At 62.3% G+C, this 13,537-nt stretch carries 13 protein-coding genes; 5 read left to right on the top strand and 8 right to left on the bottom strand.

Annotated elements, in window-relative coordinates:
- Positions 1 to 2 precede the first annotated feature (2 nt).
- The 8 genes from BM413_RS08960 to BM413_RS08925 form a co-directional block, all read right to left on the bottom strand.
- Positions 3 to 764 carry a Phenylacetic acid catabolic protein gene (locus tag BM413_RS08960; protein ID WP_091912497.1) on the bottom strand — a complete coding sequence of 254 codons (762 nt, stop codon included), beginning with the start codon at positions 762 to 764 and terminating at the stop codon, positions 3 to 5.
- Positions 754 to 1,827: a 1,2-phenylacetyl-CoA epoxidase subunit PaaE gene (gene paaE / locus BM413_RS08955; protein WP_091912495.1), complete on the bottom strand. Its 1,074-nt coding sequence runs from the start codon at positions 1,825 to 1,827 to the stop codon at positions 754 to 756. Before paaE ends, BM413_RS08960 begins: the two co-directional genes overlap by 11 nt.
- Before the next feature lie 6 nt (positions 1,828 to 1,833).
- Positions 1,834 to 2,334 carry a 1,2-phenylacetyl-CoA epoxidase subunit PaaD gene (gene paaD / locus BM413_RS08950; RefSeq protein ID WP_091912493.1) on the bottom strand — a complete coding sequence of 167 codons (501 nt, stop codon included), beginning with the start codon at positions 2,332 to 2,334 and terminating at the stop codon, positions 1,834 to 1,836.
- Between the two features lie 7 nt (positions 2,335 to 2,341).
- Positions 2,342 to 3,112 (bottom strand): 1,2-phenylacetyl-CoA epoxidase subunit PaaC, encoded by a 771-nt coding sequence (paaC, locus tag BM413_RS08945; RefSeq protein ID WP_091912492.1) that lies wholly within the window; start codon positions 3,110 to 3,112, stop codon positions 2,342 to 2,344.
- Positions 3,112 to 3,396 carry a 1,2-phenylacetyl-CoA epoxidase subunit PaaB gene (gene paaB, locus BM413_RS08940; RefSeq protein ID WP_091912491.1) on the bottom strand — a complete coding sequence of 95 codons (285 nt, stop codon included), beginning with the start codon at positions 3,394 to 3,396 and terminating at the stop codon, positions 3,112 to 3,114. Before paaB ends, paaC begins: the two co-directional genes overlap by 1 nt.
- 45 nt (positions 3,397 to 3,441) lie before the next feature.
- A complete protein-coding gene (gene paaA, locus BM413_RS08935; RefSeq protein ID WP_091912489.1) occupies positions 3,442 to 4,446 on the bottom strand; it encodes a 1,2-phenylacetyl-CoA epoxidase subunit PaaA in 1,005 nt (334 codons plus the stop codon).
- A gap of 26 nt (positions 4,447 to 4,472) precedes the next feature.
- On the bottom strand, positions 4,473 to 5,678 hold the full coding sequence (gene pcaF, locus BM413_RS08930; protein ID WP_091912848.1) for a 3-oxoadipyl-CoA thiolase: 1,206 nt from the start codon (positions 5,676 to 5,678) through the stop codon (positions 4,473 to 4,475).
- A gap of 164 nt (positions 5,679 to 5,842) precedes the next feature.
- A complete protein-coding gene (locus BM413_RS08925) occupies positions 5,843 to 6,859 on the bottom strand; it encodes a helix-turn-helix transcriptional regulator (RefSeq protein ID WP_091912486.1) in 1,017 nt (338 codons plus the stop codon).
- Positions 6,860 to 7,193: 334 nt separating this feature from the next.
- Between BM413_RS08925 and BM413_RS08920 the strand changes: the two genes are divergently transcribed.
- From BM413_RS08920 to BM413_RS08900, 5 genes are read left to right on the top strand one after another with little or no spacing between them, the layout of a single operon-like run.
- On the top strand, positions 7,194 to 9,350 hold the full coding sequence (locus BM413_RS08920) for a TonB-dependent siderophore receptor (protein WP_244537813.1): 2,157 nt from the start codon (positions 7,194 to 7,196) through the stop codon (positions 9,348 to 9,350).
- Positions 9,344 to 10,531, top strand: a complete 1,188-nt coding sequence (locus BM413_RS08915; protein WP_091912482.1) for an ABC transporter substrate-binding protein — start codon at positions 9,344 to 9,346, stop codon at positions 10,529 to 10,531. The genes BM413_RS08920 and BM413_RS08915 overlap by 7 nt, the downstream gene beginning before the upstream one ends.
- Positions 10,528 to 11,583 (top strand): FecCD family ABC transporter permease, encoded by a 1,056-nt coding sequence (locus BM413_RS08910; RefSeq protein ID WP_091912480.1) that lies wholly within the window; start codon positions 10,528 to 10,530, stop codon positions 11,581 to 11,583. The genes BM413_RS08915 and BM413_RS08910 overlap by 4 nt, the downstream gene beginning before the upstream one ends.
- Positions 11,580 to 12,404, top strand: coding sequence for an ABC transporter ATP-binding protein (locus BM413_RS08905; RefSeq protein ID WP_091912478.1), 825 nt, complete (start codon positions 11,580 to 11,582; stop codon positions 12,402 to 12,404). Before BM413_RS08910 ends, BM413_RS08905 begins: the two co-directional genes overlap by 4 nt.
- Positions 12,405 to 12,426: 22 nt before the next feature.
- Positions 12,427 to 13,530, top strand: coding sequence for a siderophore-interacting protein (locus BM413_RS08900; protein ID WP_091912476.1), 1,104 nt, complete (start codon positions 12,427 to 12,429; stop codon positions 13,528 to 13,530).
- Positions 13,531 to 13,537: the final 7 nt, after the last annotated feature.

Genomic DNA, 13,537 nt, shown 5'->3' with positions numbered 1-13,537 from the left:
TTTTATGCGAGGCCGATTTCGGCGAGCAGCGCATCCACCTGGCGCTCCCATTCCGAAGCGAGATCGGCATTGCTGGTGTGGCGCAGGCCAAACTTCTTCTGGGTTTCGAAATGCCCCGACGTGCCGCTGCCGAAAGAGGCGGCGACGCGCGGCCGCCAGTACGCGATAGACCCGCTCACCTCGGCACGGTTGGCCGCATCGACGAGAATTTTGCGCAGGCCTTCAACGCCGAGCTCCATGTGCCGACGCTCGCGCGGGAGGATGGCGAAGAAAATTTCGCCGAGCGGCTGGTAGGAGACGCGAGCGAATTCGCCGAGCTGCAGGACCACCGCATGGCCCATCAGCGCGTTCATCGCCACTGCATCGACCCAGCCCTGCAGCGGATAGTGCAGCACGGCGAGCCGCATGTCGGAACCATGCCGCGCCGCGCCGAGATCGCTGTCGCGCGCCACACGCTCGGTCCAGGGATGGTGATTGGCGTAACGTGAAATGTCGGCGCCGAACTCGCCCATGATGGCCAGCACGCGCTCGGCGTGGTCAAGCTTCTCCAGCACGATGCGCGAGGCGGCGATGCGCTCCTTGATGCCGGGCCCATCGTTGATGATGTCGGCAAAACCGGCCGCACCCGCCAGCTCGCTGTCGACGAAGGTCGCCATCAGGCGAAGCAGCTCGCCACGATAGCGCGGCGGTGCATTCTCTGGCGTCGTCAGCTTGCCGCCCAGAGCGAGATAGTCCGCAATCGGCATGGTCTCGTCACTGGTCATAGGTCACCACCACATGGTCGGACAGCGGGTAGCACTGGCAGGTCAGCACGTAGCCGCGCCGGACCTCGTAATCCTCCAGCGCGTGGTTGGCTTCCATCTCGACCTCGCCCTCCAGCACCATGGCGCGGCAGGTGGAGCAGACGCCGGCCTTGCAGGCAAAGGGCGCGTCGAGGTTGGCGCCAAGCGCAGCTTCGAGGATGGTCTCGCCCTTCTTGGCCATCTCGATCACGCGGGTAGAGCCGTCGAGCGTAATTCTCGCGGTGCACATTGCAGCCTTCTGGCCATCGGAGGCGACCTTGGCCACCTGTTTGGCGCGGCGCGGCGCAGAGGCGAACAATTCGAACTTGATCTGATCGTCGCGCAGCCCGTGCTCACGCAGCGAAGCCGCGATTGCCAGCATCATCGGCTCAGGCCCGCATATGAAGGCCATGTCGACGGCCGCGATATTGATCCAGCCCTTGAACAGCCTTGCGCATTTGTCGGCGTCGATGCGGCCGGAAAAGAGGTCGATGTCGTGAGTCTCGCTCTCCAGAACATGAATGACGCTGAAACGGCCAAGATTGGAGTTCTTGATGTCCTCCAGCTCCTCGCGGAACATGATCGTATTGTTCGAACGGTTGCCGTAGATCAGCGTGAAATGCGATTTCGGCTCGCGAGCGAGTGTCGTCTTGATCAGCGAAAGCACCGGCGTGATGCCGCTGCCGCCGGCAAAGCCGAGATAGTGCCGGGCACGCGCCGGCTCCAGCGGCACATGGAATGCGCCCATCGGCGCCATCGCTTCCAGCACGTCGCCGGGACGCAAGTCTTCATTGGCCCAGGTGGAGAAGGCACCACCATCGACGCGCTTGATGCCAACCTTGAGCACACCCTCGTCCTTGCCGGCGCAGATCGAATAGGAACGGCGCAGCTCCTCGCCATCGAAGGCACGGCGAAAGGTGAGATACTGGCCCTGCGTGAAGTCGAAGGTGCCGCAATCTTCGGCGCGTGGGGCGAGCGTCACCACCACGGCATCGCGGGTTTCGCGGCGAACATCTGCAACTTCGAGCGGAAAGAAGCGGGCCATGGGTCCTCAGAGGCTCTTGAAGTAATCGAAGGGTTCAAGGCACTCCGTGCAGCGGAAATGCGCCTTGCAGGGCGTCGAGCCGAACTGGCTGATCCGCTCCGTCTGTTTGGAGCCGCAGCGCGGACAGGCAACGTCGAACGGTATCAACGCGCCGGCGCAGGCCGTGGTGCCTTCGACGGGTGGCGCGATGCCATAGGCGCGCAGCTTCTCGCGGCCATCGGCGCTGATCCAGGCTGTCGTCCAGGCAGGCGACAGCTGGCGCTTGAGCCGCAGTTTTTCGACGCCGTGTTCGCGCAGGTGCCGTTCGATCTCGAAGTTGATGACGCCGGTCGCCGGGCAGCCGGAATAGGTCGGCGTTACCGTCACTTCCAGCGTTTCGTCCGCCCAGCTTACGTGTCGGATGATGCCGAGGTCAGTCAGCGATATGACCGGGATCTCGGGATCAGGAATGGCAGCGAGCCAAGACCAGACCTGGTCGACTGCTGGAAGCGTCAGGGTGGCGTCCATGGTGATCCTACCAGTTCGCGCCGGGATAGGCGCGCTGCAGGAACTGCATTTCGGCCAGGATGAAGCCCAGATGTTCCGAATGGACGCCTCGCTTGCCGCCCTTCTGCATGTAAGCCTTTTCCGGCAGCTTCAGCGTGGCGTCGGCCAAGGTGCGCGCGACATGCTGTTCCCAGGCCGTGCGCAGTTCCTCCGGCGAAGGCGCTATTCCTGCGGCGGCAAGTTCGTCGTCCACCACGTCACCCGTGAACATTTCACCCGTATAGGGCCAGAGGAACTCCAGCGCCGCCTGCATGCGCTCGCGGCTCTCCTTGGTGCCATCGCCCAGACGCACCACAAGATCGGCGCTGCGCTGCAGGTGATAAGCCACCTCCTTCGCCGCCTTCTCGGCGATCTCGGCGACGCGTTTGTCGCTCGATCCGGTCAATGCCTTCAGCAGAGGCAGGTGCCAGGCGTCGAACAGATACTGCCGCATGACGGTGCGGCCGAAATCGCCGCTCGGCTGCTCGACCAGCAAAAGGTTGCGATAGCCGGCAGCGTCGCGCAGGAAGGCGAGGTTGTCAGGTGAACGCCCACCACCTTCGGCTTCGCTGGCAAGGCCGAGCCAGAGTTGGGTCTGGCCGATCAGGTCGAGCGCGGTGTTGGCCAGCGCTATGTCTTCCTCCAGAGCCGGCGAATGACCGCACCATTCCGAGTTGCGGTGGCCGAGGATGAGACAGGTGTCGCCCATCCTGAGCGCAAATTCGGCGACGGCCGATGATGTAGCGGGTGCGGTCGACATCACATATGCCCCACTTCGTCCGGCACGTCGAAGAAGGTGGGATGCCGGTAGACTTTGGAATTGGCCGGATCGAACAGCGGGCCTTTTTCCGACGGTGCACTGGCGACGACATCCGACGAGCGCACCACCCAGATACTCACGCCCTCGTTGCGGCGTGTGTAGACATCGCGCGCATTGTTGATCGCCATCTCGGCATCGGGTGCATGAAGGCTGCCGACATGCCGGTGGTTAAGGCCATGCTGGCCGCGGATGAAAACTTCCCACAGGGGCCATTCGCTGGACATTGGTTTACTCCCAACTCGATCTCGCTTGAGGCTTTCGCTAGCGTCCTATTCGGCCGCGATCCTGACTTCTTTTCGCCGAGCCGCCTGCTTGTCGGCGTAGGCGGTCAGGCCGTCGCGGAACCAGGCACCCTCGTCCCAGGCGCTATTGCGAGCGGCCAGTCGCTCGCGATTGCAGGGACCGTTGCCGGCGACCACCTCGAAGAATTCGGTCCAGTCCGGCTCACCGAAATCGTGACCACCCTTCTCCTCGTTCCATTTGAGTTCCGGATCGGGAATGGCGAGACCGAGGAACTTCGCCTGCGGCGCGGTCTGGTCGACGAATTTCTGGCGCAGCTCGTCGTTGGAATCCTGCTTGATGTTCCAGGCCATGGATTGCGCCGAATGGACCGAGTCGCTGTCGGACGGCCCGAACATCATCAGTGACGGCCACCACCAGCGGTTCAGTGCGTCCTGCGCCATCGCCTTCTGCGCTTCCGTGCCCTTGCAAAGCACGGTCATGATGTCGAAGCCCTGACGCTGGTGGAAGCTCTCCTCCTTGCAGATGCGCACCATAGCGCGGGCATACGGGCCATAGGAGCAGCGCTGCAGCGGCACCTGGTTCATGATCGCCGCGCCATCCACCAGCCAGCCGATCGCGCCGATGTCGGCCCAAGTCAGCGTCGGATAGTTGAAGATCGAGGAATATTTGGCTTTGCCCGAATGGAGCTGCTCGTACATCTCGTCGCGGCTTATGCCGAGCGTTTCCGCGGCACAGTACAAATAGAGCCCGTGACCGGCCTCGTCTTGTACCTTGGCGAGCAGGATGGCCTTGCGCTCCAGCGTCGGCGCCCGCGTGATCCAGTTTCCCTCCGGCAACTGGCCGACGATCTCTGAATGGGCGTGCTGGCTGATCTGGCGGATCAACGTCTTGCGATAGGCCTCCGGCATCCATTCCTTCGGCTCGATCTTCTGGCCGTCATTGATGCGCTCCTGAAAGGCGCGCTCCTGCGGCTCCATCTCGTCGAGGCTGCGCACCCGGGCGGCATCCGTCTTGACCATCTGTGCATACATCGCGTCGTCTCCTTCCGGTTCGCGCGTCAGACGCGCTCGAGGATCAATGCAATTCCCTGCCCGACACCCACGCACATCGTGCAGAGCGCGTAACGCCCCCCGCTGCGCTGGAGCTGCCATGTCGCGGTGGTGACCAGCCGCGCGCCGCTCATGCCGAGCGGATGGCCAAGCGCGATGGCGCCGCCATTGGGGTTCACATGCGCAGCGTCGTCCGGCAGGCTGAGTTCGCGCAGAACCGCAAGCGCCTGGGCAGCGAAAGCCTCATTGAGCTCGATCACATCCATCTGGCCGAGCTCCAGGCCGGCGCGGGCCAAGACCTTGCGCACGGCAGGCACCGGGCCGATGCCCATGATGCGGGGTTCAACGCCTGCGGCGGCCATTGCGACGACACGGGCACGTGGCGTCAGGCCGTTGGCTGTGGCTGCGCGTTCGCTGGCTACGACAAGCGCTGCCGCACCGTCATTCACGCCGGAGGCGTTGGCGGCGGTGACGCTGAGGTCCGGTCCATTGACGCCCTTCAACCTGGCGAGTTGTTCCAGTGAGGCATCCGGCCTCGGATGTTCGTCGCGGTCGACAAGCACCGGGTCGCCCTTCTTCTGCGGCACCGGCAAGGGCACGATCTCGTCGGCGAAACTGTTTGCAGCTTGCGCGGCCGCCCAGCGCTGCTGACTGCGCAGCGCGAAGGCATCCTGGTCTGCGCGTGAAACGCCGAAGTCGGCTGCGACATTGTCAGCGGTCTCCGGCATGGAATCGATACCGAACGCCTTCTTCATCCTCGGATTGACGAAACGCCAGCCGATGGTCGTGTCGTAGACTGCATTCGAGCGCGAAAAGGCCGCGTCTGCCTTCGGCATGACGAAGGGCGCACGCGACATGCTCTCGACCCCGCCAGCGATCATGAAATCGCAGTCGCCGGCCCGGATCGACCGAGCGGCCAGCCCAACCGCATCAAGCCCGGAGCCGCAGAGACGGTTCACCGTCGTGCCGGGAACTTCGACGGGCAGGCCCGAGAGTAGTGCTGCCATGCGCGCAACATTGCGGTTGTCCTCACCGGCCTGGTTGGCGCAGCCATAGATGACGTCGTCCACCTGAGACCAATCCGCCGCGCCATTGCGCTGTATCAACGCTGCGATCGGCAGTGCCGCCAGATCGTCCGTGCGAACACCCGACAATGCACCGCCATAGCGGCCAATAGGCGTGCGCACGGCATCGCAGACGAAAGCCTCAGGCATCAGGTCTCTCTCCCAAACCGGATCGAACAACATTATTTACCGACCGGTCGGTCACTTATTGGCATATTTCCGTCGTGAGATCAACCCTCTTCCGAGGCCACAAGGATTGATGGACATGCCGCTTCGCCAGGACCGCCCCTACTAGCGGTCTCCCGCGCCTGGCCCTATCTGGCAGTCAAGACCTCTCGAGGTGTAACGCCGAACTGCCGCTTGAAAGCAGTTGCGAAATTCGCCGGGCTTGAATAGCCGGCAATGGCACTTGCATCCTGGATGCTCGTCTCGCCGTCCTGCAAAGCCGTAAATGCAAGTTCCAGGCGCAGGCGGCGCACATATTCGAAGACGCTGTGGCCTTCGGATCGGCGGAACAGACGCTGCAAGCCGCTGGCGCTAATCCCTGATTCACGCGCGATCATTTCGACATTCAGCGGCTCGGTCAGGTTGGCTGCGATCAAATCCTTGGCGCGTCGAAGGCGGGTCATCTCGTGACGCTGAAGAATGTTACTGCCGGTGGCGCGGCGGTCGGTATGCATGACCGCCATGATGGTTTCCGCAACAAGCTCCACCGCCCGCCCCTCCAGATAGAGGTTGCGAAGTTCAGGCAGGAAAACCGACGGCGTGACGATTTGCCGAACCAACTCCACGACGCGGGGGGTCAATGTCCAGCGATGGTCGGCGAGATTGTCCTTGAGCAGGCTGGCGGCAAGCCGATTGTCGCGTACTTCCTCCAGCCCTTCGAAATTGAGCCAGTCCGGAGTGGCAGACACGACGAGATGGCGAACACGCTGGCCGCCCATCGAAGCCCGCTCGAAGCTTTCGGAACCGGTGCTCATGATCGCTGCGCCTTTTATCGCGCTGCGCTGGTCGCCTTTGAACTGGAAGCGGCGGTCACCGATCTTGAGATCGACCTCGCCGTCGAGAAAGAAAATGCAGGACAGTTCCTGCCGCTGGCGCGATGTGATGGTGAAAGGGCGTTCTTCGATGGCATCGCTGATATGCAGGACCAGGCCGCGGCGCAGTTCCTGATGCAGGAACTCGCCCTCGATCAGCGTGTCCTCCATCGAAAGCCGGTCGTCCGTGCTGTCTACAACGACGCCATCACGTCGCATGAAATCGCGAACGAGAACGCGCTTGTTGCCACCGGGGTCGAAGCTGTCGTCCCGCACGCCAGAGAACGAGCTCATCGGCAATGCCTTTCCAGTTTTCTCGGCGATCGTACTTGCTCACGGATTACGGAGTGAGCGCGGCGATGGCGCCGAGACGAATTTTGTTGGCCTGCAAATGTTTTTGATCGCCGCACAAAGGTTCGGACGTTGTCAGCAATGCCATGTTGCCATACTCACTAGGTTAACTTGATTATTATTGTCAAGTTAATGGGGTATTATCATGGCTTGGTTTGGGACAGGGACGATCGTGGGCGATACGGATATCTTGCAAGTGCAATCATCGATGGGAGCCAAACGCCGCTCTCTGTTGCTGGCATCCACTGTGATTTGCGGTGTTTGTGGCGCGTTCGTGTTGCCTGCCAATGCCCAGCAGAGCGGGGACGCAGCGTCCGCCAGCACGCCCGATACCAGCGTGACGACGCTCGACACGGTTGTCGTTGAGGGTGGCGGGTCCGGCACGGGAATAGTCGCCAAACGCGCCAAGAGCGCTTCCAAGACGGACACATCCATTCTCGAAACGCCGCAGGCGGTGAGCGTGATTACCCGTGATCAGATGGATGCGCAGGGCGCCAACACGGTTGCAGAGGCTCTGCGCTACACCCCCGGTGTCTTTGCCGACCCGAATGGCTATGACGTGCGCTATGACTGGCTCTACATAAGAGGTTTCAACTCATATGGCACGATGTGGCTCGATGCGCTGGCCGTCGCCGGCGATCCGAACAACTACGCCACGCCGAGCATAAACTCCTACGCGCTTGAACGCGTCGAAGTGCTGAAAGGACCGGCCTCCGTGCTCTACGGACGCACCGTCCCCGGGGGCCTTGTCAATCAGGTCAGCAAGCGGCCTCAGTCGACACCTTATCGCGAGGCCTCCCTACAAACGAGTGGCTTCGGCGGCATCCAGGGCGCGGTCGACATGACCGGCCCGCTGACGGAAGACGGTGATTGGTCGTACCGATTGACCGGGCTTGCGAAGAACATGAACACCCAGATCGACCACGAGCGCGATCGGCAGCTGATGCTGGCGCCAAGCCTGACCTGGAGCCCCACGGCACAAACGTCGCTGACGCTGTATGGCTACTACCAGCATGACCGGCCGGTTTTCAGCCCGCGCTTCTATCCTGCGATCGGAACACTGCTTCCCAACCCGGCCGGGCAAATCCCGCGTGATGTATTTCTCGGCGACCCGGACTGGGGCGGCTTCGAACGCGACTATTTCCATCTCGGCTATGAATTCGAGCACGCCTTCAACGAGACCTGGACCGTTCGTCAAAACCTGCGTTACGGTCGTTCGGATCAGCATATGGATCTGGTGCTGGTCAATCCGGCATTCGCCTATTCGGGTGCGCCGTCGAGCCACCTGGACAGGGTTTCCGCCATCTCCGACGACTGGACCTCGACCTTTGCGGTGGACACGCAGGCCGAGGCAAAGTTCCAGACCGGCGCGCTCGACCATACGGTGCTGTTCGGCCTGGATTACGTGCGCGGCATATCCGACACCAACTTCGGCAACACCGGATGGGGTGTCTCGGTGCCGGGGATTGATTATCTCGATCCCATATACGGCCAGCCCATCCCCATAGCCCCTGTGACAGCGTCAGCATTGCAGAAGCAGGACCAGGTCGGTCTCTATGTGCAGGACCAGGTGCGCTACGGCGGCTGGGTCGGCACCTTCGGCCTGCGCTACGACATGTCGGATATCGACACCACCAATCGGATAACCGGTGCACCGACCGTCACGACCAGCGACAATGCGCTGACCGGACGCGCAGGCTTGACCTATCTGTTCGACAACGGTCTCGCCCCCTATGCGAGCTATTCGACCTCATTCCTGCCTCTTCTGGGAACCGACCCGTCTGGAAATCCCTTCGAGGCCCAGACCGCCGACCAGTTCGAGATCGGCGTCAAATATGAGCCCGCTGGCGGTCGCGGCTTGGTGACGTTGTCGCTGTTCCAGTTGACGCATGAGAACGCGCTGACGCCTGCCCCGACCGATCCCAATCCGACGCGGCCGAGCCAGTATGTGCAGGGTGGAAAGCAGCGCGTCCGCGGCATCGAGATCGAGGGCAAGTACGAACTGACCCCGGAAATCAGCTTGATGGCCGCCTACGCCTACTCTGACTCCGAGGTTCTGCAATCCAACAACCCGGTTTCGGTCGGACGCGAAATGCTGCGCTTGCCCGAGCATCAGGCAAGCCTGTGGGCGATCTACAGCCCCGACAGCGTGCCGGGCCTGTCGCTGAGCGCCGGCGTGCGGGCGACATCGTCCTATCAGACCGACGTTACCTATCTGGAGCAGTTGCGCATCCCGGCACGCGCACTGGTCGATATCGGCGCGGAGTATGATTTCGGGGGCATTCGCAAGGACCTCGAAGGCACCAAACTCAGGATCAACGTTACCAATCTATTCGATGAGGAATACGTTTCGCACTGCCTCAACATCACCGGCGGCAGCTGTAATTACGGGGCGGGACGCGCGATTACGGCCAACCTGAAATACACATGGTGAGGCATCCATACCGCCTGAGCGTGAAAGGGGCCGCCTGGTTTTCAGCGGCCCTCGCCCGTTACTGCCTTGTCCTTCTCGCTGCACTCTTCGCGATAGTATGGGGTGGCCTTCACGACGCGCGCGCCGAGATCGTACTGACCGATGCTACGGGCCGTGAGGTGCGTCTTGCCGCACCCGCGACGCGTATCGTGACCAATGAAAGTCTGTTGCTGCTCTCTCTCGCACTGATCGACCCCGACCCAGTGGCCAGACTTGCTGGCTGGGCCACGCCACGGCGCGTCGATCGCGGAATGTATGAGGCGTTCCGCAAGCGGTTTCCGGCGATAGACGATATTCCAGTCGTTGGTGGCGTCGTTCCCGCCAACGTTTCCGTCGAGACGATATTGAGTGCTCGCCCGGATCTCTTCGTCGTCAGCCTCTGGCAGCCTGGTTGGGAAAGCGTGACCGGAAGGTTGAACGCAGCCGGTGTCCCCGTCATCTTCCTGGACGGGCCCGAGAACGCCGCACGAGACCCTGCCGAAGCTACATCCTTTTCGATCAGGCTTCTGGGCAAAGCGATCGGACGGGAGGTGCAGGCCGGCGAATTTGCCGATTTCGTTATGAAGCACTACCAGGCCGTGGCCGAGCGGCTCAAAGGTGTCGAGCAGCGCCCGAACGTGATCATCGATGCCCATGCAGGCGCGCTTTGCTGCGCGACACCCGGCGCGGAAAACCGCCTGACGCAATTTATGCAGCTCGCAGGCGGCCATAGCATCGGCGCCGACACGGTGCCCGGATATGATGGCCAGCTGAGCGCCGAATACGTATTGGGCGTGGATCCGCAAGTCTATATCGGCACGGGAGGGCCGCATCTGGCGGCACAGGGCGGCCTTGTGGTCGGCGGCGGGATCGATGCTCAAGCGGCGCGCGCCTCGCTGCGCTCAGTGGTCGGCCGCCACCTTCTGGGCGAACTCACCGCCGTGCGCGAGGGACGCGCCTTCGCCGTCTCGCATCAGCTTTCGATCTCGGCACTGAACGTGCTTGTGCTCGAGTGCTTTGCAAAATGGACGCATCCGGATTTGTTCGCCGAACTCGATCCTGCAGAGACGCTGGCCGAAATAAACCGCCGGTTCATGGCGGTTCCGATCGAAGGCACGTTCTGGATCGGCCTCGAAGACGAGACGGTCCGCCAACAGCCATGAGCCCGACAGTTGATCAAAGCGCGATCCTGCATTACCGCCGGACGAGACGCCGCCGCATCCTGCTCACCCTGCTGCTCGTCTCGATCTGCATGGTCGCATTCTTTGCCGACCTCGTGGTCGGGCCTTCCGGACTTGGGGTCCGGGAGACGCTCAATGCGCTGTTTGGCATTGGCGATGTCGCCCGCCGCATCGACGTGATCGTATGGCAGGTTCGTGTACCGACGAGCGCGATGGCGCTTCTGGTGGGCGCGGCCCTTGCGCTGGCAGGCGCGGAGATGCAGACCATACTGGGCAATCCGCTGGCAGAACCGTTCACGCTGGGCGTTTCCTCCTGCGCGGCGCTCGGAGCCGCGGTTGCCATCGTGCTTGGATTGTCGTTCCCCTTCGTGCCCGTGGGCTGGACTATCTCGGCCAATGCCTTCCTGTTCGCGCTCGCCTCGCTCGGTTTGATCCACGTGCTGGCGAGGATACGCGGAGCAGGCCCGCAAACGCTGATCCTTTTCGGCATAGCGCTTGGCTTTTCTGCCGGTGCGCTGCTTTCGCTCCTGCAATTCGTGGCATCTGCGGACGCGCTGCAGCAACTCGTTTTCTGGAGCATGGGCAGCCTCGCACGCGCCGATAGCCACAGCGCACTGATCGTATTCATCGTGCTGGCGGCAACGGCTCCCTTTTCATTCGCGGCTTCCTGGCGCCTCACGGTCCTGCGGTTCGGCGAAGAACGTGCCCGAAGCCTCGGCGTCGATATTGGCCGGCTGCGGTTGACCTCTCTTTTGCGTATCAGCCTGCTTTCGGCGACTGCCGTAGCCTTTGTGGGGATTATCGGCTTCGTCGGGCTCGTGGGGCCGCATATTGCGCGCATGCTGGTTGGCGAGGACCACCGCTTCCTGCTGCCGGCGAGTATGGCTGTCGGCGCGCTGGTCATGCTGCTGGCCTCCCTTGCCTCAAAGATGATCGTGTCCGGCGTGCTGATACCCATCGGGATCGTGACGGCGCTGGTGGGCCTGCCCGTATTCTTCGTGCTTGTGCTGCGCCAGTATGGGGCAAGCCGATGAAGGCGAAGGAAAACGCTTTTCTGAGCGTGCGGGATCTTCATGCAGGCTACGGCGCACGGAACGTCATCGCAGGACTCAGCCTGCCACCGCTGAAACCCGGACGGCTCGTCGCCCTCGTCGGACCGAATGCCGCGGGCAAGTCCACGCTCCTGCGCGCCATGGCGCATTTGATCAGCGCGCGCGGCGAAATAAGGCTGGGCGAGATCGACCTCATGCACATGCGGCCGGCCGCGCGCGCGACAATGATCGGCTTCATGCCCCAAAGCCTGCCCGACGATGTTTCGCTGAGCGTCCTCGAAACGATAATCGCCGCACTGAGGGTGACGGGTGCCTGCGATGGCGGTCAACCCATCGAGGAGCGCGCGCTGGGCGTCCTGGAAAGGCTCGGCGTTTCCTATCTTGCCTCCCGGAGGCTCGACATGCTTTCGGGCGGGCAAAAACAGGTGGCGAGCCTCGCACAGGCGATCGCCTGCGAACCGGCCGTCCTGCTCCTGGATGAGCCCACAAGTGCGCTCGATCTGGCCCGGCAATTCTTCGTCATGCGCATGGTCAAGGATTATGCCGCCGCCGGCCGGATCGTGGTGGCGGTTCTGCACGATCTGGCGCTCGCAGCTCAATGGGCGGACGAGATGGTCGTGCTGGCGCATGGCGCGCTGCATAGCGCCGGCCCGCCAGCCGAAATCGTCACGCCGAAGATGCTGGCCGAGGTCTATGAGATCGAGGCGCGCGTGGAGCGCTGCTCCGAAGCTCGGCTTCAAATCATGGTCGACGGCGTCGTGCCGCATGCATCACGCCGCGCCTCGATTTCAAAGAATAACTGACAGATCAAAGGGAGTTTCGGTGATGAAGGAATTTGTCGCGCAGGCCCGCATCGCTCTTGCCGACCCTGAAACGGTAATCGCCCCCTTTTGCGAACATATGGTCGAGCACGGAGCATCTGTGGAGGCGTGCAATGGCGAACACGTCGTGCGTTTCGCCAATTCGCGCGCCCGTTTTTCGCATGAGGCCGACGTTATGCGTATCGATGCCACCGCCGCGAGCCTTGAAGAGCTTTATTTCATCCGCTTGACGGTTGCCTCGCATATCGTCGAGTTCGCCGGAGGTCAGACCCCGGAGATCTCATGGACAGGCGATGGCGGCGATTTCGTACGCCCACCCAACTTCCAGATCCTTCGGATCGTCGGTGTCCGCAGCGTGACGCCACATATGCGCCGGATCACGTTTTCGGGCGCGAATATCGACCGGCTCACCGATATGAGCGCGTTGCATCTCAACATACTGGTCCAGCACCCTGACCTGACCGAGCCGCAGTGGCCAAGCGTCGGCGCTAATGGTCTCGTCAGATGGCAGGATCCGGAACGCCGGCCCTCATTCCGCAAATACACTGTGCGCTCGTTCGACCTTCCGGCGGGCACAATCGATATCGATTTCGTGATCCATGCCGATGCAGGACCGGGATCGACATTCGCCGAACACGCAAAGGCCGGCGATCAGGTCGGCATCGTCGGACCGGGTGGTGGCGGCCTCGTCGAGGCCGAATGGTACCTTTTTGCGGGAGACGAGACTGCATTGCCGGCAATCGGGCGCATGCTGGAAAACCTGCCGGAAAATGCTCGCGGCAAGGCGCTCATCGAAGTCGCGGACGAAAGTGAAATCCAGCCGCTTTCCTTCAAGGCCGGAATCGAGGTCGAATGGCTCTGCCGCAATGGGGCAACAGCAGGCACCACACAATTGCTAGCCGATGCCGTGCGACGCACAGCGTTTCCAGCCGATGGCACTTCCGTCTACGCTTGGGCGGGATGCGAGTTCGAAGCCTTTCGCGCGATCCGCGCCTATCTCCGCAAGGAACGCGGCCTGAGCAAGCAAGAAAATCTCATTGTCTCCTATTGGCGCCGCGGCAAAAACGAAGACGATGCAGGAAAAGGAGCGGATAGCGAGGACGCGTGAGAGAAGC

The sequence above is a fragment of the Mesorhizobium sp. YR577 genome (assembly GCF_900116595.1).
GTDB lineage: Bacteria > Pseudomonadota > Alphaproteobacteria > Rhizobiales > Rhizobiaceae > Mesorhizobium_M.
Note: the sequence above shows the minus strand (reverse complement) of the source record. Positions and strands in the feature narration are given on the sequence as shown.